The 18,514-nt window shown below is 64.1% G+C and carries 20 protein-coding genes; 13 read left to right on the top strand and 7 right to left on the bottom strand.

The genetic code is table 11. The features are described from left to right. The first annotated feature begins 11 nt into the window (after positions 1 to 11). The gene (locus ACP7E3_RS05450; protein WP_026139987.1) at positions 12 to 398 is read left to right on the top strand and encodes a DoxX family protein; all 387 of its coding nucleotides are present in this window, start codon (positions 12 to 14) and stop codon (positions 396 to 398) included. Between the two features lie 54 nt (positions 399 to 452). On the opposite strand, the gene ACP7E3_RS05445 is transcribed toward ACP7E3_RS05450, so the two are convergent. The 4 genes from ACP7E3_RS05445 to ACP7E3_RS05430 all read right to left on the bottom strand — a co-directional run bounded on the left by ACP7E3_RS05445 (position 453) and on the right by ACP7E3_RS05430 (position 4,083). Next, positions 453 to 1,271, bottom strand: coding sequence for an alpha/beta fold hydrolase (locus ACP7E3_RS05445; RefSeq protein ID WP_046383035.1), 819 nt, complete (start codon positions 1,269 to 1,271; stop codon positions 453 to 455). A 90-nt stretch (positions 1,272 to 1,361) separates the two neighbouring features. Next, complete coding sequence (locus ACP7E3_RS05440) at positions 1,362 to 2,753, bottom strand: alginate export family protein (RefSeq protein WP_026139986.1); 1,392 nt, start codon at positions 2,751 to 2,753, stop codon at positions 1,362 to 1,364. A 10-nt stretch (positions 2,754 to 2,763) separates the two neighbouring features. Continuing rightward, positions 2,764 to 3,660, bottom strand: coding sequence for a hypothetical protein (locus ACP7E3_RS05435; RefSeq protein WP_057004379.1), 897 nt, complete (start codon positions 3,658 to 3,660; stop codon positions 2,764 to 2,766). A gap of 111 nt (positions 3,661 to 3,771) precedes the next feature. Beyond that, the gene (locus ACP7E3_RS05430; RefSeq protein WP_046383038.1) at positions 3,772 to 4,083 is read right to left on the bottom strand and encodes a hypothetical protein; all 312 of its coding nucleotides are present in this window, start codon (positions 4,081 to 4,083) and stop codon (positions 3,772 to 3,774) included. Between the two features lie 216 nt (positions 4,084 to 4,299). On the opposite strand from ACP7E3_RS05430, the gene ACP7E3_RS05425 reads away from it, so the two are divergent. The 4 genes from ACP7E3_RS05425 to ACP7E3_RS05410 all read left to right on the top strand — a co-directional run bounded on the left by ACP7E3_RS05425 (position 4,300) and on the right by ACP7E3_RS05410 (position 7,752). Then, a complete protein-coding gene (locus ACP7E3_RS05425) occupies positions 4,300 to 4,944 on the top strand; it encodes a secretin and TonB N-terminal domain-containing protein (RefSeq protein ID WP_126588347.1) in 645 nt (214 codons plus the stop codon). Beyond that, positions 4,941 to 5,486, top strand: a complete 546-nt coding sequence (locus ACP7E3_RS05420) for an RNA polymerase sigma factor (protein WP_017846682.1) — start codon at positions 4,941 to 4,943, stop codon at positions 5,484 to 5,486. Before ACP7E3_RS05425 ends, ACP7E3_RS05420 begins: the two co-directional genes overlap by 4 nt. Positions 5,487 to 5,523: 37 nt before the next feature. Further along, entirely contained in the window at positions 5,524 to 6,450 is a 927-nt protein-coding gene (locus ACP7E3_RS05415) for a FecR family protein (protein WP_057004378.1), read from the top strand. Between the two features lie 177 nt (positions 6,451 to 6,627). After that, positions 6,628 to 7,752 carry an IS481 family transposase gene (locus tag ACP7E3_RS05410; RefSeq protein WP_032804350.1) on the top strand — a complete coding sequence of 375 codons (1,125 nt, stop codon included), beginning with the start codon at positions 6,628 to 6,630 and terminating at the stop codon, positions 7,750 to 7,752. 216 nt (positions 7,753 to 7,968) lie between these two features. Here the strand turns inward: ACP7E3_RS05410 and ACP7E3_RS05405 are convergent, their stop codons facing one another. Then, entirely contained in the window at positions 7,969 to 8,580 is a 612-nt protein-coding gene (locus tag ACP7E3_RS05405; protein ID WP_046383039.1) for a type II secretion system protein GspJ, read from the bottom strand. Beyond that, positions 8,577 to 9,029, bottom strand: a complete 453-nt coding sequence (gspH, locus tag ACP7E3_RS05400) for a type II secretion system minor pseudopilin GspH (RefSeq protein ID WP_046383040.1) — start codon at positions 9,027 to 9,029, stop codon at positions 8,577 to 8,579. Before gspH ends, ACP7E3_RS05405 begins: the two co-directional genes overlap by 4 nt. 92 nt (positions 9,030 to 9,121) lie before the next feature. On the opposite strand from gspH, the gene ACP7E3_RS05395 reads away from it, so the two are divergent. After that, complete coding sequence (locus ACP7E3_RS05395; RefSeq protein ID WP_079444148.1) at positions 9,122 to 9,553, top strand: type II secretion system protein N; 432 nt, start codon at positions 9,122 to 9,124, stop codon at positions 9,551 to 9,553. Here the strand turns inward: ACP7E3_RS05395 and gspI are convergent. Further along, positions 9,540 to 9,926, bottom strand: coding sequence for a type II secretion system minor pseudopilin GspI (gene gspI, locus ACP7E3_RS05390; protein ID WP_017849134.1), 387 nt, complete (start codon positions 9,924 to 9,926; stop codon positions 9,540 to 9,542). The genes ACP7E3_RS05395 and gspI overlap by 14 nt on opposite strands. A gap of 148 nt (positions 9,927 to 10,074) precedes the next feature. Here gspI and gspG point away from each other — a divergent pair, with 148 nt between their 5' ends. From gspG to gspF, 7 genes are all read left to right on the top strand, one after another. Beyond that, complete coding sequence (gspG, locus tag ACP7E3_RS05385) at positions 10,075 to 10,524, top strand: type II secretion system major pseudopilin GspG (protein WP_057004376.1); 450 nt, start codon at positions 10,075 to 10,077, stop codon at positions 10,522 to 10,524. An 8-nt stretch (positions 10,525 to 10,532) separates the two neighbouring features. Then, positions 10,533 to 11,423 carry a type II secretion system minor pseudopilin GspK gene (gspK, locus tag ACP7E3_RS05380; protein ID WP_017849136.1) on the top strand — a complete coding sequence of 297 codons (891 nt, stop codon included), beginning with the start codon at positions 10,533 to 10,535 and terminating at the stop codon, positions 11,421 to 11,423. After that, positions 11,420 to 12,502, top strand: a complete 1,083-nt coding sequence (gene gspL / locus ACP7E3_RS05375) for a type II secretion system protein GspL (protein ID WP_426122494.1) — start codon at positions 11,420 to 11,422, stop codon at positions 12,500 to 12,502. Before gspK ends, gspL begins: the two co-directional genes overlap by 4 nt. After that, positions 12,495 to 13,007 (top strand): type II secretion system protein GspM, encoded by a 513-nt coding sequence (gene gspM / locus ACP7E3_RS05370; protein WP_017849138.1) that lies wholly within the window; start codon positions 12,495 to 12,497, stop codon positions 13,005 to 13,007. The genes gspL and gspM overlap by 8 nt, the downstream gene beginning before the upstream one ends. After that, the gene (gene gspD, locus ACP7E3_RS05365; protein WP_126588325.1) at positions 13,004 to 15,307 is read left to right on the top strand and encodes a type II secretion system secretin GspD; all 2,304 of its coding nucleotides are present in this window, start codon (positions 13,004 to 13,006) and stop codon (positions 15,305 to 15,307) included. The genes gspM and gspD overlap by 4 nt, the downstream gene beginning before the upstream one ends. 501 nt (positions 15,308 to 15,808) lie before the next feature. Beyond that, on the top strand, positions 15,809 to 17,227 hold the full coding sequence (gene gspE, locus ACP7E3_RS05360; protein ID WP_177030137.1) for a type II secretion system ATPase GspE: 1,419 nt from the start codon (positions 15,809 to 15,811) through the stop codon (positions 17,225 to 17,227). Then, positions 17,227 to 18,438 (top strand): type II secretion system inner membrane protein GspF, encoded by a 1,212-nt coding sequence (gene gspF / locus ACP7E3_RS05355; RefSeq protein WP_017849141.1) that lies wholly within the window; start codon positions 17,227 to 17,229, stop codon positions 18,436 to 18,438. Before gspE ends, gspF begins: the two co-directional genes overlap by 1 nt. The last annotated feature ends 76 nt before the right edge of the window (positions 18,439 to 18,514 follow it).

Below are 18,514 nucleotides of genomic sequence, written 5' to 3'. Positions count from 1 at the left end.
ACAGGTCGCTTATGAACGAATCAAGAAATCAGGATGTGGGTCTGCTGTTTCTGCGGGTCAGCGGCGCACTGTTTCTGTGTTGGGTGCATGGCATGCCCAAACTGCTCAATTACAGCGAGCAATTGAAACTGATCGAAGACCCGTTTCACCTCGGCGCCCACGTCACGTTGCTGCTGGCGATTGGCGCCGAAGTGCTGTGCCCGCTGTTGATCATCGCCGGGGTGCTGGTGCGCCTGGCCTGCCTGCCGATCCTCGCGGTGCTGTTGATCGCGATGCTGGTGGTGCACCCGGAGTGGACGTTGCTGGAAGGGCAGTTCGGCTGGCTGCTGTTGATCATTTTCACCAGCGTGCTGATCGCCGGGCCGGGTCGCTTCACCCTCGGTCAGCGTTTTGCCTGAGCAAAAAAAGGCCGGGCAAGCCCGGCCAAATAAGGAGAGCGGGATCTAAGCGGTTCAGCGGTTCAGGAACGCCAGCAGGTCTTCGTTCAATGCCTGGGCGTGGGTCACTGCAAACCCGTGCGGCGCGTCTTTGTAGACCTTCAGCTCGGCGCCCTTGATCATCTCGGCCGCTACCTTGCCGGTGGTTTCGAACGGTACGATCTGGTCGCCATCGCCGTGGATCACCAGGGTCGGCACGTCGATCTTGGCCATGTCCGGGCGGAAGTCGGTCTCGGAGAAGGCGGTGACGCAATCCACGGTCGACTTGAGCGATGCCAGCAGGGCGATCTGCAGGGTTTGCGTCAGTACGCCGTCGGAGACTTTCTGGCCTTTGTTGATGCCGAAGAACGGCAGGTTGAAATCAGCAATGAACTGCGCCCGATCCTTCAGCAGGCCGGCCTTGATACCGTCGAACACATCGGTGGGCACACCCTGCGGGTAGTCCGGTTTCTGACCGAACAGCGGCGTCACCGCGCCCAGCAGCACCAGGCCGGCGACACGGGCACTGCCGTGGCGGGCGATGTAACGCGCGACGTCGCCGCCACCCATGGAAAAGCCGACCAGGGTCACGTCCTTGAGGTCCAGGTGTTCGATCAGTTGGGCGATATCGTCGGCAAAGGTGTTGTAGTCGTTACCGCTCCACGGCTGATCCGAGCGCCCGAAACCCCGGCGGTCAAACGCAATGGTGCGAAAGCCGCGGCTGCTCAGGTATTCCATCTGGTATTCCCACATGTCGGCGTCCAGCGGCCAGCCATGGCTGAACAACACGGGTTTACCGCTGCCCCAGTCCTTGAAGTAGATCTGGGTACCGTCTTTGGCAACGAATGTGCTCATGGAAAACTCCTTGGTTGAGGAACGAAAAACATCAGGATCACTATTGCCCCAAACCGGGCAACGGGCTTGTATGGGTGTGCTTGCTTGGGTTCACCAACTGAACTTGAGCTCTACCCCCAAATAATTACTGTCGTCGCCTCCGGCATCGCGCAAAGTCCGGCCGACTGCGTAATGCACCGCTTCAACCGCGCCGCTGAGGTTTGGCGTAAATACATAGTCGGTACGCAGTTGAGCGTAAGCGCCGGTCCAGCGATCACCCTGGCCTGCGGTGCCGGCGACCGGCAAGTTCGGCTGGGTGTAGACCGCGTCGCTGGTGGTCTGCCGCCAGAGCAGGCCGACGGCGGTCTGCACGCTCAGCTTGTCGACAGGCTGAACGGTGATCGAGGGCTTGACGTGAATCAGGTTGCTGTAGCCCGTATAGCCCGCCAGGGAAAAATAGTAGCCGTTGGGAAACAGCGGGTTGAAAGTGCCGAGGGTGCCGTCGCCGGCTTTACGATCGCCCGAGGCAATATCCAATTGCAGGCCGATGCGCGGTTTCCACGCCAGGCTATCGAAGGTGTATCCGGTGCGGCTGCCGCCGGCCCAGGCGCGAATGTCCTTGTGGCCTACCGAGCCGCTTTGCAGCATGGCTTCGATGTCCCAGTCGAAACCCTGGGCCGCCCCGCCCAGGCGTGCGTCGACGAAATGCCGGGTTTCATCGCCGTCCGCATCCAGATAGTGCGCGGCGCTGCGCTCATACACGCCGTAGTAGGCTGACAGTTCATTCTTGCCGCCTACCAGTCGCTCGACTCGCAGCATATGAAAGCGCGCATCGCTGTTGGATGTGTCGTCGAAGTGCCGCCCGTCCTGATACTGCACCGGCTGGCTGGCGATGCCGATAAAGCGCCACTGACGGGTCTCCCAGTCGGCCCACAGCGCATCAAAGGATTGCCGCACATTCGGGCCGTCCCGCGACGAGATGAAACGCTGCAAGTCAAAGGCAAAGTCCTGGCGGCCGATACGGCTCTTGAAGGTGCCGGCGTCGAAGGTGTTGATGTATTCGGCGAAGGCCAGGCGCAGGTCCACGCGGTTCTGATCGGCGCCGCCGATCGTGGTCTTGTCGTAGGCCCGCACATCTTCGAGTTGGGTGAACACACGCCAGTTTTCATTCAAGTGCAGGTCAGCATGGACCTGGAAGCGTTGGAGCAAGTAGCTATCACGGGCCACGTTGTGTACGCCAAAACCGCTGGCATCGTTCATCTCGAAGCGCTCGCGCAATGTTGCGCCGAGGGACAGGTAGGTGAATGGGTTGGCGCTGGACAGCGGGAGGTACTTCAAGCTGTCCAGTGGCTGCGTGCGCAGCGCCGGATCGCTGAGTACGGACCAGTCTTCCTGCCAGCGGTTGGTCTTGATCGCCGGTCGCGTGGCCAACTCGTCTGCATGGCCACTGCTGGCGAGCAGCGGCCACAGCACAGCCAGGCCCCAGCCGGTGCGTCGAGTCATTGGCATGGGCTCAGTGCACCGTATTGAGCTGGTGAATTTCCGCGATATAGCCGCCCGGGAATTCAACCAGCGCGCTGCGCCGGTTTTTACTGGTGAAGGCCGGCACCAGCACTTTGGCACCCGAGCCGGTGGCTTTACCGAGCGTGGCGGTCAGGTCCGCCACTTGGTAGCCGGTGGTTTCATGCCCAAACGGGTAGGGCAGTTGGCCGTTAGTGACCAGCACCGTCATGCGTCCGAACGGCGATTCGATCTCGACGCGCCGGTAGGTGCCGCTGACCTGGCCCACGTCGACCGCGGATGCGTGCTTGTCATCGGCCAACACCTTGCCATGGGAGAAGCCCAGGAACGACCGGATGAACGTGTCGGCCCGATCGGCGGAGAGGTAAACGCGGTTTTCCGGTAGGGTCTGGAACGCCGCGTAGTCTGGGGTCTTGGTGTGCCAGTAGAGTTGCATGTTCACACCACCTGGCCATTGGATCACCGCGTCCCGGCCAATCGGGTCGGGAAAATCGCTGACGATCACCGCCGCACCGTTGTCCCGGGCGGCTTTGAGCGCTGCGTCCATGTCCTTGACCAGATAGCCGTTGCGCTCCTGGCCGAACGGATGCGGGATGGGGGTGGTGAAGCCAAACAGCGACACCGTGCCTGCTGGCGTCTGCAGCAACTGCGAGGTGGTGCTGCTGGGCACCGGCAGCACATTCACCACCACCTGGGGCGTGCTCCTGCCGCCGAAAGTGGCGAGGAAGCTCTGGGTGAAACGGTCCACATCGGCCGGGGCGACGTACACATGGCTCGTGTCATATTGCGGTGCCACGGCGACCGCTGGCGTCGCCGCAAAGGCGCAGTTCATCATGGCGCCGGTCAACAGCGTCAATGCCAGCGATACCGTTCTCACTTTTTTGTACATGCCTACTCTCCCGCCTTTTTGGAAAGTCAGGAGATTAGGGGGTAGGGCAGCCAAGCGAATTGTATGGGCGTGCTCGGTTGAGCGGTTCAGCCTTGATGGCCTGTCAGAGGTTCAAGGCCGCTGCGGTTTGACCGACGTCCCGAACGTATTGCCCATGCGAATGCTGGTCGCCGCCGGGGTGGACAGTCCCACCTGATTCGGCGGCCGCTTCTGCACCGGTACGTTCTGCGCCTCGCGGTTTTTCTGCGCCGCCTTGGCCGCGTCCGCGTTGTTGCCCATCTGCTGGCCCAGGCAGCCATAGTCAGGAGCCTTATAGCCATCCACCGTCACCTCGGTGCAGCCTTTGGCGGCGGTTTCGGCGTGGGCGAGCAGGGGCAGCGCGGTACACAGCAACAGGCTGGCGAGGGTGGGGAGTCGCTTCATGGGGCCTCCTGGCGGGCCTGGGGAATTGGGCCGATAAGGCTTGAAAGTGTAGTGCAGCGGGTTTCCCATCACCGTGATGTTTTTTTTGCTATCACCGTAACATCAGGTTCATAAACTGGCCTCAGGATGACGGTTTTCAAGGACACGTCGGCCGTGCAGCGATGCAGAGCGGGGGGTGAACAGTGGGGCTTGCGGCGCGCCATCGGTGCCCTGGCCTTGCTGTTGCTGCTGGCGCTGGGTACCCCGGCGAGGGCAGAGCCGCCGCTGTTGATACTGGACCTGCCGGCACAAGATCTGGAACACGCACTGCAAGCGTACAGCCGCGCCACCGGCATGGCGGTGCTGGTCGACCGTGAACTGACGCGGGGCCGGCGCTCCATCAGCGTGCGCGGGCGCTTCACGGCGCAGGAGGCTTTGGCGATGTTGCTGACGGGGAGTGGCCTGATGGCGCGCTATGCACGCAGTGACGCGTTCACCTTGCAACTGCCCGAGGTCAGCCAACCCCCTGCCGCCCGTGGTGCATCGGCACGCAACGCAGCACGGATCAACAACAGCTATGCCGCGGCGTTGCAACAGGCGATCGAAACCAGCCTGTGCCGTTCGCCGTTGACCCACCCCGGCAGCTTCAGAGCGCTGGTGCAGGTCTGGGTCAGCCCTCAGGGGTTGATCGAATACAGCCGGTTGGTCAGTTCCACCGGCGATGAACAACGCGATGAAGCCCTGGTGCGCAGCCTGGGCGCTGCCCGGGTCGAACGCCCGGCGCCGAGCTCGCTGCGCCAGCCGGTGACTTTACTTTTGATGCCCGACACAACAGGAACGCGCATGGAATGCACAGCAGGGAAAGGAGCCTGGGGCGGATGAAAGATTCCGGGCACAGCACGATGGTCAGCCTGTTCCTGGCGTCCTACGAGGAGTTCAAGGTGCGTCTGCGCAAGCGCCTGGGCTCAGAGGACCTGGCCAACGATGTGCTGCACGAAACCTACCTGCGCGTCGATCGCATGGACATGCCGCCGAACCTGGCGCAGCCCAATGCCTACCTGTACCGCATGGCCTTGAACATCGCCGCCGATCGCCGCGAAGCCGACGCCCGGCTGTTGACCGGCAGCGAAGTCGAAGAGCTGCTGCAAAGCGCCGACGAAGCCCAGGACCCCTCGCGGGTAGTGGGCGGGCAGAAAGAAATCCAGTCCCTGGTCAAGGCGCTCTACGAACTGCCGGCGCGCCGTCGCAAGATCCTCATCGCCGCGCGCCTGGAAGAAGCGCCGCACCTGGAAATCTCCCAACGTTTCGGCATTTCCACGCGCATGGTCGAAAAGGAAATCAAGGCCGCCCTGGGCCACTGTGCCAAGCGCCTGGAAAGAAAAGTGATCCAGCGGTTCGGTCCCGGGGCCGGAAAACCGTCTTAGTGTTGAGTCCCTGATAAATCCGTGAGTATTTGCGCGCTTGAACATTTTTAGCCTCTCCACCGCCCGGGCAACCCCCGCCAGCCCATTGCACGATGAAGCCCGCGACTGGCTGCTTCTGCTGACCTCGGGTCGGGCCACCGTAGCCGATGCCAAGGCCCTGAAAGCGTGGTGCGCCCAGAGCCCGGAGCATGCCCAGGCGTTCGAGCAGGCCAAGACGTTATGGCGGCAAGTGGGCACAGCGGCTGAACAGGCGCAGCCCCCGCGCCATTTTGGCCGGCGAGCCTTCCTCGGCGGCGCAATAGCGGCGTCGGCGGCGTTGGTGATGGTGGGCGTCGGCGCCCCGGGTGGGCTGGCCGGCTTGACCGCGGACTATCGCACTGCGGTCGGCGAGCAGCGCCAGGTACTGTTGAGCGACGGCGTGAGCCTGGAACTCAATACCCAGACGCGCATCAGCCGGGTGGGGCAGGGGATCGAATTGCTCGAAGGCGAAGTCGAAGTGCTCGCCCATGTGGCCCAGCCGCTCAAGGTCCAGGCCGGCGCTGGCTGGGTCAGTGCGGCGCAGGCGCGGTTCAATGTGCGGCATACCGATCGCAACGTGTGCGTCACCTGTATCGAAGGGTGGCTGTCGGTGGATGTCGCCGGACGCACTGTACACATGGAGAGTGGCCGGCAACTCACCTATGGCGCCGCCGGGATCGGCGCGGTGGAGACGGTGGACGCCCAGGCGGTGGTGGCTTGGCGCGAGCAGGTGCTGGTGTTCAACAACGCGACGCTGGCGACGGTGGTGGACGAGATCAATCGCTACCGGCCGGGGATGTTGGTGTTATTGAACAAACAACTGGGCCAGCGCCGGGTGCAGGCGCGGTTCAGTTTGCAGCAGTTGGCGGGGGTGGCGTTGTTGATTCGTGATGCGTATGGGGCGAAGTGTACGGAATTGCCGGGGGGGGTGGTGTTGTTGAGTTAGGTTGACCGGGCATTTTTTTTGGATTGGGTTGGATTGAGTACATATCCGTTATTTAGGTTACGGCGGCTTATGGTTCCGGTCCGTACAAAAAGCCTGTACGGACCGGACACATGGTTGACGGGTGTGCGGGGACATGGTGGACACTTTCCAGCGAGCTAATTTCGCCGGAAAACCATCATGCCTTGGACTACGAGAGACACCATGAGCCTGAAAGAAGAATTTGTTGCCTTAGCACGGCAACCCGGCAGCAATAAACGTGAGCTGTGCCGACGATTCAGTATCAGCCCGCAAACAGCGTACAAGTGGATCGAACGCTACGAAGCGCAGGGCCAGTCTGGTCTGCAAGAAAAATCCCGCAGACCAGCGACCAGCCCCAAACTGACCCCGGCCGCTTTGGAAGCACAAGTCATCGCCCTTAGGCAGGCCCATCCAGCATGGGGCGGACGCACCATTAGCAGCCTGTTGGAAAGGCGTATCGCTCCAAGTACCGTTACCAATGTCTTGCGCCGGCATGGCCTGATTCAACCGTCTCAGAAAGAACAAGCGGCGACGCTGCGGTTTGAACACGACGCGCCTAATGATCTTTGGCAGATGGATTTCAAAGGGCATTTCGCGCTGCAACAAGGTCGGTGCCACCCCCTGACCCTGCTGGACGACCACTCTCGGTTCAGCCTGGCCATTCAGGCTTGTGACAACGAACGGGGAGCCACGGTGAAGGAGAAGATGATTGAGGTTTTCCAGCGCTATGGCTTGCCGGCTCGTATCAACGTTGATAACGGCCCGCCCTGGGGTTCGCCACGCAATCCAGGAGAAATTACAGAGCTGAGTATCTGGCTGATTCGACTGGGAATTCGGATCAGCTTTAGCCGTCCTCGACACCCTCAAACCAATGGAAAGCTCGAGCGTTTCCATCGTTCACTCAAAGCAGAAGTGCTCAATGGACGTCACTTTTCCACACTGATGGACGCTCAATCGGCTTTTGATCAATGGCGTGAGGTTTATAACCTACAACGCCCGCATCAGGCGCTGGGCTACAAGGTGCCTATGGACCGCTATCGGAGCAGCCCCTGGGCGTATCCGCAGCAACTGTCAGACTTTGAATATGGCCCGGATGATGTGTTGGCCAAGGTTTATCACAGTCGGTTTCGCTTTCAGAAACGCTACTTCAGCATCGCCAAAGGACTGGTTGGACAGCACATCGCAATACGCCCTAACGCTGAAAGCGATGGCTTGTTTGACGTCTACTTCTGCCATCACTTCCTACGGACCTTCGACGTGAATACCCCTGACTACGGTGCATAATGTGTCCACTATGTCCCCGCACAGGTGTCAACCATGTGTCCGGTCCGTACAGGCTTTTCCAAAGTGACCCGCTGTAAGAGCGGAACCCTAAGCAGCCGTTACCAAAAAAACGGATATGTCCCCCATCAAAACCCCAAGCCGCCATTACCGAAAAAACGGATATGTACTCAACCGCCACCATTACCGAAAAAACGAATATGCCCCCATCACCCACCCCTACCAAAGCGGCCCCACCACCTGCCGATACCGCTCCACCCCCTGCGCCGTCTGCCGCACCAGGCTCACCTCCAGCCCCAGCGGATCTTCCCGCCGATTCCCGCTCAACTGCCGCCAGCCCTTGTCCGCCTCCCAAACCCGCACCTGCAGATCACTGACCCCGGTCAACACCACCACCCCATCCTTAGCCGCCGGCAACGGAAAGCGATCCCGCGCCGGTGCGGCTGCGCGGTACAGGCTGTCGCCCTTGAGCCACCACCGCACCCGTTGCAGCCCATCCGCCGCGACCGGCGCGCTGCGGATCACGTCCAGGCGAAAGCCCTTGCTGTCGGAACTGCGCACCGTCACCGCCGCCAACCCGCTGGGCTTGGTTTTATCGGCTTGCAGAGAAGCCGGCACGCTCAGCTCCACGCTGGCGCGCATGTTGAGATCGCGCTGCAACTGGTTCAGCGCCCGCAACAACGCCTCGGTCTGTTCCGTGCTGGCCTGCAAGTGCTGATCCGCACGGGTCACGCTGTCGAGGCCGCGCCAGGCGATGAGGCTGACCAGCGCCATCAGCATGATCGCCACCATCACCTCAATCAGCGTGAAGCCTTTCTGCGAGGCACTCATGGCTGGCTCACCACGCGCATCAAACCGGCGGCATCACGTTGCAGGCTGAGGCGGTGTTGTCCGTCGGACAGTTCGACCCGCACCGGCGGGTTGATCCATTCGGCGTCGAGCACCAAGGTTTGCCGGGGCTCGATCGTGACCTGCATCGGCGTGCTCTCCCATAGGCGCGGGCGCAGTTGGGTGTCGCCCTGGAATGACTCCACGCCGAGGCCGTCATCACTGCGACGGTTGAAGCGGAAACCCTTGGCGTCCGCGCGCCAGGTGATCGGCCGCCCATCGGCGCGGGCTTCGGCCTGGGCCACTTGCAGCAATTGACTCAAACGCTCGGCATCTTTGCGCAGCAGGTGCAGCGGGTCGGGCTTGATGGTCAGGCTGATGGCGGCGCTGGCAATGCCGATGATCACCAGCACCACCATCAGTTCGATCAGGGTGAAACCTTGCTGTTTCATGGGGCGGCACCTGGAAAGCTGGCGAGGTTATGAAATAAAAACGTGCGAATTGGCCTGTAGGCTGATGCCACGGACAAACAGGAGGTCCACCCATGGCACTTGCCCTTCGTTTTTCTCCCGCCCTCGGCGTGCAGGCACTGGCCGTGGTTGCCGCGTTGGCCGGCGTGGCGGTCTGGACGCCGTTGCTGCTCACTTCCGCCGAATCCCACACGCCGCCGGCGGCCGCCGAGGTGTTGGCGGCGCGCAGCGATAACCCGGCGTTGCAGTGGTTTTCCACGGCGCCGACGGCATTGCAGGTCAAGGTCTCGGGGGTCTTGGCCGGAGCGCGGGGTGCGGTGGCGATCCTCAGCCTCAACGATGGCCCGCCGCGCAGTTTTCTGCTCGGCGAGCGCCTCAGCCCCGGCGTGCGCTTGACGGCCATCGCGGGCGACGGTGTCGAGATCGAGCGCGGCGGCGAGAAGGTGCGCGTGCAGCTCGACACGTTGCCGCAGGCGCCCGCATTGCCACGCCTCACTCGGCCTTGACCTGCGGCCTGGCCAGGGTCGTCGCCAGGCGCGCCAACGGCGGCGCCTCGCGGCTGGCGTCCCGCACCTGCACATCGACCTGCACCAACTGACTGTCGGGGCTGTTGCTGAGGGTCTGCTCGCAACGCAGTTTCAAGCGGCCCTGATCGCACGCGAAGGTCTTCTTACCGCTGCTCAAACGCCCCTCCAACTGCAACTCCGCCAGCCGGCTTTGCGCCGCCAGCATCGCCATCGACTTGTCGCGCAACAGGCCGTTGCTCTGGGTCATCAACCCGGCCACGCGCACGGCCGCGGCCATGGCCACCGCGATGATCGCCAGCGCCACCAGCACTTCAATCAGGGTAAAACCTCGCTCGTTGCGGTGCCTGCGCATGGCGTTCTCAAAGCCTGGAAACAGGTGCGCAGCCTAGCGCTGGCAGTTGACCGATTGGCGACCGAAACTCCCGAGGATTTTCAATACGACTGACATGTGTTCTTGCAACACTGCGCCCCGAAATGCACTCAAGCCAAGGAATGTCGAGATGGATATCGCACGCCTAACATCCCCACTGCCAGGCCCTCGCGGCCAGCGTGGCTTCACTCTGATCGAGATCATGGTGGTGGTGGTCATTCTCGGGATTCTGGCGGCGATGGTGGTGCCCAAGGTACTCGACCGCCCGGACCAGGCGCGGGCCACCGCGGCGAAACAGGACATCGGCGGGTTGATGCAGGCGCTGAAACTCTATCGCCTCGACCACGGCACTTACCCGACGATGAACCAGGGCCTCAAAGTGCTGGTGGAACGCCCGGCGGACGCGAAAAACAGCAACTGGCGCGCCTACCTCGACCGCCTGCCCAATGACCCGTGGGGCCGTCCTTATCACTATCTCAACCCAGGCGCCAACGGCGAGGTCGATGTGTTCTCCCTGGGCGCCGACGGCCAACCGGATGGCGACGGCGTGAATGCCGATATCGGCTCCTGGCAGCTGTAAGGCGCGCGATGAAACGGGATTCGCCCGCAGCGGCGAAGCAGCGCGGCATGGCGATTATCAGCGCGTTACTGATCGCGGCGGTGGTGGCGGTGATCGCCGGCGCCATGCTCACGCGCCAGAGCGTATTCACCCGCAGCGTGGAGGCCGAGCAATTGCGCATTCAGGGTCAGTGGCTGTTGCAAGGTCGCCTGGAACACAGCCGCCTGTTGCTGTGGGAGGCGCGCCAGAAGGACGTGCTGACGCGCCTCGATCAGCCGTGGGCGCGGCCCCAGGGCGGGGCGTTTGAAGGGCGCCTGGAGGACGAGCAGGGCAAGTTCAACCTGCGCAACCTGGTCAATCGCCAGCGGCTGGACGCCGAACAACTGCAAGCTTTCGAGCGCCTGTGCCGCCTGATCGACATCGACCCGGCCGTGAGCCGACGTATCAGCCGGCGAGTGATCGCCTCCTATGATCAACGTACCGACAAGACGCTGTTGCCGGCGCGCTACCCGATGCTGCGCAGCCTGGATGACCTGAGCGGTATCGAAGGGCTCGACCCGTTGTTGTTACGACGCCTGCAGACCTTCGTCGGCGTGCTGCCCGGCAATACCTGGGTCAACGGCAACACCGCCAGTGCCGAAGTGCTCAGCGCGGTGGTGCCGGAACTCAGCCTGGCCCAGGCCCAGGCATTGGTGGCCGAGCGCGACAGCGGGCGCTGGTTTATCAACCGTGGCGATTTCGTCAACCGCCTGCACCTGCCCCAAGTGGCGGTGGACAGCGTGCAGGTGGGCATTACCAGCGAGTGGTTTCGCCTGCAGGGCCAGGTACGCCGTGAACAGCGCCGGGTAACGATCGACGCGTTGTTGCATCGCCCCGAAGACCGCCGGCCCCAGGTGATCTGGTCGCGGGTGGGCGCATGAAACGCCTGCGGATCGGCTTGCCGCCACTCGATCAACTGACGGTCGACAGCCAGGTGCAATTTGCCTGGCTGGAGCGCGGTGCCGTGGTGAGCGAGGGTTGCGAAAGCCTGCTGCAGTTGGGCCGGTCCAAGCCGTCGGTGGAGTGCTTTCTGCACCCCGCCGACAGCCTGTCGACCAGCCTCGAGCTGCCGCCGCTGGCCGCCGCCAAAACCGCCGCCGCCGTGGCCTGTGCCGCACAGGCGTTGATCCTCGGGCCGGTGGAGCAGATGCAGGTGGCCCACGGCCCGCGCGACAGCGATGGGCGCGTGCAGGTGGCCTGGGTGTCCAAGGCCGGGTTGGAGCGCCTGGGCCAGGTGTTGGCGCAGGGCCAGTTCAGGTTGCGCGGCCTGTACCCGGCGCCGTATGCCTTGCCGCTCGGCGCCGCGGCCATGCACGACGGTTATTTGCTGACACGCCATAGCCTGCACCAAACGGCGGTGCATCCGCTCGGGCAACAGGTGTTGGATCAAGGGCTGGAGGTGCCGCTGGCGCCGGAGGCGCAACGCTGGAGTGGCGCCGTGCCTGGCTGGGGCTTGCACGGCCGCCTCAACCCATCGGCGAGCGGTGGCTGGGGCAGGGCGCTGGCCGCTGTCGCGCTGGCCACTGCCGTCTGGACCCTGGGCCTGAACCTGTACGCCGCGCGCCAGGCGGGCGAAGGCCAGCAGCTCAAGGCGCTGCTGAGTCAGCAGGTGCGCCAGGCCTTCCCCGAATTACCGGTGATCCTCAACCCCTTGCAGCAGGCCCGCCAACAGTTGGCCGCCCGCCAAACCGGCGCCGCCGCCGACCCCGCCCAGCGCTTTGGCAGCCTGCTGCAAGTAGCCGGCAGCAGCCTGCCGTTCATGGTCGGCAACGTCGACAACCTGAGCTTCGAACAGGGCCGCTTGCACGTGGGCTTGCTGGCCGACAGCCGTAGCCCGACGGCGCCGGGCGATGGGCAAGCGGCGCTGGCCCAGGCCGGGTTTAGCGCGACCCGCGATGAGCATGGCTGGACGTTGGGTCCGGTGGAAACCGCCGAAAAACCGGGAGCCGTCGATGAATAAGTGGCGCCGTCTACGCAGCCAGGCCCAGGCGTTCTGGAGCGGCCTGGCCCTGCGCGAACAACGCATGCTCAGCGGCGCCGGCCTGGTGCTGGCAGGTCTGTTGACCTGGCTGGTGCTGATTCAGCCGCCCTTGAAGACGATCGCGTATTGGCAGGCCGAAACCCCCAAGTTGCGCACCCAGGCCGCCACCTTGCACGCGCTGTTGCAGGGCGTCGCGGCGCCGCGGCCCGCCGATGCCGCCACGCTGCAACAGGCCCTGGACAGCGCCGGCCTGCAAGGTCGCTACCAGTTGCAGGCGCTGGATGCCGGCGCCTGGCGCCTGAGCTTCGACAACGCGCCGGCCGATGCGGTGATGGACTGGTTACTGGGCAATCCCCGTTCGTTTTCCCTGGAGGTGTCCGAGGCGCGCTTGCAGCGTAGCGCGGACGCTATCGACAACTCGGCCGGCACTGTGTCCGGGACCGTTCGCATGGATCAGGCGCTTGGCGCTAAGGAAGCTTCATGAAGTGGTCAGTCCCCAACCCTGCGCCTTTTCGCAAGATCGCGCCGCTGCTGTTACTGGCCTTGAGCGCGTGCAGCAACAACCCGTCGCCGACCAAGCCGTTGCAGGTGGACAGCGAACTCGGCCAGCCCCTGGCCGACACCCGGCGCAGCAGCGAGAGCGTGCTGGAGCGCCAGCGCGAGCCGGCGCCCAAGCCCCGCGTCCAGCACCCGCTGACCAACAGCGCCCGTGGCCACGCGCCGGCTGCGGTCAAGACGCGCAACCCGCTGGGCGATCAGCCGGTGCAGTTGAATTTTGTCGATGCCGATATCCAGGCGGTGGTGCGCGCGCTGTCCCGTGCCACCGGCCAGCAGTTTCTGGTCGACCCTCGAGTCAAAGGCAACCTGACCCTGGTCAGCGAAGGCCAGGTGCCGGCGCATCAAGCCTACGACATGCTGCTGGCGGCGCTGCGCATGCAGGGCTTCAGCGTGGTCGACGTCGGCGGCGTGGCCCAGGTGGTGCCGGAGGCCGATGCGAAGTTGCTCGGCGGGCCGATCTACAGCGCCGGCAGCAGCGGCATGCAGACCCGCACCTTTCGCCTGCAATATGAAAACGCGGTGAACCTGATCCCGGTGCTGCGCCCGATCGTGTCGCCGAACAACCCGATCAACGCCTACCCGGGCAACAACAGCATCGTCATCACCGATTACGCGGAAAACCTTGCGCGAGTGGCGCAGATCATCGACGGCATCGACACCCCCAGCGCCATCGACACCGACGTGGTGATGGTGCAGAACGGCATCGCCGTGGACATCGCCGCCATGGTCAGCGAACTCCTGGAAACCCAGGGCGCCGACCAGACCCAGAAGATCAACGTGATCGGTGACCCGCGCTCCAACTCGATCATCATCCGTTCCGGCAGCCCCGAGCGCACCGAGCTGGCGCGCAACCTGATCTACAAACTCGACAATGCCCAGAGCAACCCGAGCAACATGCACGTGGTCTACCTGCGCAACGCCCAGGCCGGCAAGCTGGCGCAGTCGCTGCGCGGCTTGCTCACCGGCGAGAGCGAGTCCGGCGTCAGCGACGAGGCGCGGGGCAAGCTCAGTGCCATGGGCGGCAATGCCCAGAGCACCCAGGGCAACAGCACCGCGCAGAACAGCAGCGGCACGCCCACCGGCAGCGGCGTGCAGGCCGGGTATGGCCAGGACAAACCGGCGACCGGCAGCAGCCCCAGCGATCAGAACACCGCGTTCAGCGCCGGCGGCGTGACGATCCAGGCCGACGCCACCACCAACACCTTGCTGATCTCCGCGCCGGACCCGCTGTACCGCAACCTGCGCGAAGTGATCGACATGCTTGACCAGCGCCGCGCCCAGGTGGTGATCGAAAGCCTGATCGTCGAAGTCAACGAAGACGACGCCAGCGAGTTCGGCGTGCAGTGGCAGGCCGGCAACCTCGGCGGCAAGGGCGGTTTTGGCGGGGTGAACCTGGGGGGCAGCGGGGTGAATGGCACGTCGACCAGCAAGACCAGCATCGATGTGCTGCCCAAGGGCCTGAATATCGGCCTGGTCGATGGCAGCGTCGACATCCCCGGGATCGGCAAGGTGCTCGACCTCAAAGTGCTGGCCCGCGCCTTGAAGAGCAAGGGCGGCACCAACGTGCTGTCGACACCGAACCTGCTGACCCTGGACAACGAAGCCGCGAGCATTTTTGTCGGGCAGACCATTCCGTTCGTCACCGGCAGCTATGTGACGGGCGGCGGCGGCACCAGCAACAACCCGTTCCAGACCGTGCAGCGCGAAGAAGTGGGGCTCAAGCTCAACGTGCGCCCGCAGATTTCCGAAGGCGGCACGGTGAAGCTGGATATCTACCAGGAAGTCAGCAGCGTGGACGCGCGGGCGTCGGTGGACGCGGGCACGGTGACCAACAAGCGGGCGATCGATACCAGCATCCTGCTGGACGACGGGCAGATCATGGTGCTCGGCGGGTTGTTGCAGGACGGCTACAGCCAGAGCAATGACGCGGTGCCGTGGCTGTCGGATATCCCGGGGTTGGGCGCGTTGTTTCGCAATGAAAAGCGCAGTGTGAACAAGACCAACCTGATGGTGTTTTTGCGCCCTTACATCATTCGCGACAGTGGCGCGGGGCGCAGTATCACGTTGAACCGCTATGAGTTCATGCGCCGCGCCCAGGGAGGCTTGCAGCCGGAGCGCAGTTGGGCAATGCCGGATGTGCAGGCACCGCAGTTGCCGTCGGTGGAGAAGGCGATTCCGGGGGCTGGGCCGAGGGCGGTGATCAGGGCGGTGCCGGCTCGTGATTGATATTGAGCGAGTGCAGATCCGGGGCTTCGCTAACGGCGGCTTATGGTTCCGCCCTCACGGCGGGTCACTTTGGAAAAACCCCAAAGTAACCAAAGGGCCCTTGCCCCACCACTCGGCACCTCGCTTGGGCTCGGTGTGCCCGAACGCAGGCTTGCGTGGTTTAAGATCAAAAGCGGCTCGCTTCGCATCGTGTTTACGCGGGGGGGCGGTGTTTTTTCATGGCCTGGATTTGTGCCACAACTCCGCTGCAATCAATGCAGTGCCCAGACGGGTGCAGTCGGATTTGACTGAGAATTCCTGGGCACTCACCGCTTCAAAATGTGGGAGGGGGCTTGCCCCCGATAGCGGTGGTTCAGTTACAGATGAATTGACTGACACACCGCTATCGGGGGCAAGCCCCCTCCCACATTTACAGTGCGCGGCGGCCCGCCGTAAGGGCGGAACCATAAGCCGCCGTTACCGCAGCAACGGATATGTACTCAATCCAAAAGGGTCAACCCCATGAGCCTGCTGCCCTACGCCTGGGCCAAATCCCAACGCATCCTCCTGCGTCCCGGCGAGGCCGGCCTGCTGCTGACGGTCTGCCCGTCGACCCCCGGCTGGTCGATCAGCGAAGTGCAACGTCAGTTCGGCCAGAGCCGCGTTGAACAGGTGCGCGATGATGAACTCGACGGCCTGCTCGCCAGCGCCTATGCCGACACCGGCAGCGCCGCTGCGGTGGTCGGTGCCGCCGAAAACGAAGTCGACCTCGACCGCCTGATGCAGGACATGCCCGAGATCACCGACCTGCTCGACACCCAGGACGGCGCGCCGGTGATCCGCATGATCAACGCCTTGCTGACCCAGGCCGCCCGCGATGAGGCCAGTGATATCCATATCGAACCCTACGAAACCCACTCCGTGGTGCGCTACCGCGTCGACGGCACCCTGCGCGACGTGGTCTCGCCGCGCAAGGCGCTGCATGGCGCGCTGGTGTCGCGGATCAAGATCATGGCCCAGCTCGACATCGCCGAAAAACGCCTGCCCCAGGACGGCCGCATCGCCCTGCGCGTGGCCGGGCGGCCGATTGATATCCGCGTGTCGACAGTGCCCACCGGGCATGGCGAGCGCGTAGTGATGCGCTTGCTGGACAAGCAGGCCGGGCGCCTGCAACTGGAGACCCTGGGCATGGAGCCGCAACTGCTGGCGCGCCTCGACACGCTGATCCGCCAGCCCCACGGCATCGTGTTGGTCACCGGGCCCACCGGCAGCGGCAAGACCACCAGCCTCTATGCCGCGCTGGCGCGGCTGGATGCGAGCACCAGCAATATCCTCACTGTCGAAGACCCGGTGGAGTACGACTTGCCGGGCATCAGCCAGATCCAGGTCAACGCCAAGATCGACATGACCTTCGGCCTGGCCTTGCGTGCGATCCTGCGCCAGGACCCGGACATCATCATGATCGGCGAAATCCGCGACCTGGAGACCGCCCAGATCGCCGTGCAAGCCTCGCTCACCGGCCACCTGGTGCTCGCCACCCTGCACACTAACGATGCGGTGTCGGCGGTCAACCGCCTGATCGATATGGGCGTCGAACCGTTCCTGCTGGCGTCTTCACTGTTGGGCGTGTTGGCCCAGCGCCTGGTGCGGCGCCTGTGCCCGCACTGCAAGCAGGCAGACCCGGCCGTGCCGGGCACCTGGCGCCCGGTGGGCTGCGCGCAGTGCAACCAGATCGGCTACAGCGGGCGTACCGGTATCCATGAATTGTTCTGCGTCGACGACGAGGTGCGCAGCCTGATCCACCAGGGCGCTGGCGAGCAGGAGCTGCGTCTGGCGGCACGCCGCGCCGGCATGTTCAGCATGCGTGAAGACGGCGAGCGCTGGGTGCGCAGCGGCACCACCGCGGCCGAAGAAATCCTGCGCGTAACACGGGACGCCTGATGAATCGCTATCGCTATGAAGCCGCCGACGCCAGCGGCAAGGTCGAGGCCGGGCACCTGGAGGCGGACAGCCAGAGCGCGGCGTTTGCCGCGTTGCGCAGCCGTGGCCTGACCGCGCTTCTGGTGCAGGTCGAAGGCAATCAACAGGCCGCGGGCGGCAGCAGCCTGTTCAGCGCCAAGCTGTCGGACAACGACCTGGCCTGGGCCACGCGGCAACTGGCGAGCCTGCTCGGCGCCAGCCTGCCGTTGGAAGCGGCGCTGAGCGCGACGGTGGAACAGGCCGAGAAAAAACACATCGCCCAGACCCTGGCCGCTGTGCGCGCCGATGTGCGCGGCGGCATGCGCCTGGCCGATGCCCTGGCGGCACGGCCACGGGACTTTCCGTCGATCTACCGTGCGCTGATCGCGGCGGGGGAGGAGTCCGGCGACCTGGCTCAGGTGATGGAGCGCCTGGCCGACTACATCGAGGAGCGCAACAACCTGCGCGGCAAGATCCTCACCGCATTCATCTACCCCGGCGTGGTGGGGCTGGTGTCCATCGGCATTGTGATTTTCCTGCTCAGCTACGTAGTGCCCCAGGTGGTCAGCGCGTTCTCCCAGGCGCGCCAGGACCTGCCGGGGCTGACGCTGGCGATGCTCAACGCCAGCGACTTCATCCGCGCCTGGGGGTGGCTGTGTTTTGCCGGGATCGTCGGCAGCTTCTGGGGCTGGCGCCTGTACCTGCGCGACCCGGTGGCGCGCTTGAACTGGCACAGCCGCGTGCTGCGCTTGCCGCTGATCGGGCGCTTTGTGCTGGGCCTGAACACCGCCCGATTTGCCTCGACCCTGGCGATCCTCGGCGGTGCTGGCGTGCCGCTGTTGCGCGCCCTCGAAGCCGCGCGCCAGACCCTGTCCAACGAGCGCCTGAGCCAGTGCGTCAACGACGCCACCGCCAAAGTGCGCGAGGGCGTCAACCTCGCTCCGGCGCTGGCGGTGGAGAAGGTGTTCCCACCGGTGCTGATCCACCTGATCGCCAGCGGTGAAAAAACCGGCTCACTGCCGCCCATGCTCGAACGCGCGGCGCAGACCCTGTCGCGGGACATCGAACGCCGCGCCATGGGCATGACCGCGCTGCTCGAGCCACTGATGATCGTAGTGATGGGCGCCGTGGTGCTGGTGATCGTGATGGCGGTGCTGTTGCCGATCATCGAGATCAACCAACTGGTGACCTGAATGTGGGAGGGGGCTTGCCCCCGATTGCGATGGGTCAATCTATGCATCTTTGGCTGACACTCCCTCATCGGGGGCA

The sequence above is a fragment of the Pseudomonas sp. PSPC2-3 genome (assembly GCF_049898265.1).
GTDB lineage: Bacteria > Pseudomonadota > Gammaproteobacteria > Pseudomonadales > Pseudomonadaceae > Aquipseudomonas > Aquipseudomonas veronii.
This window is presented reverse-complemented; position numbering and strand designations above follow the sequence as displayed.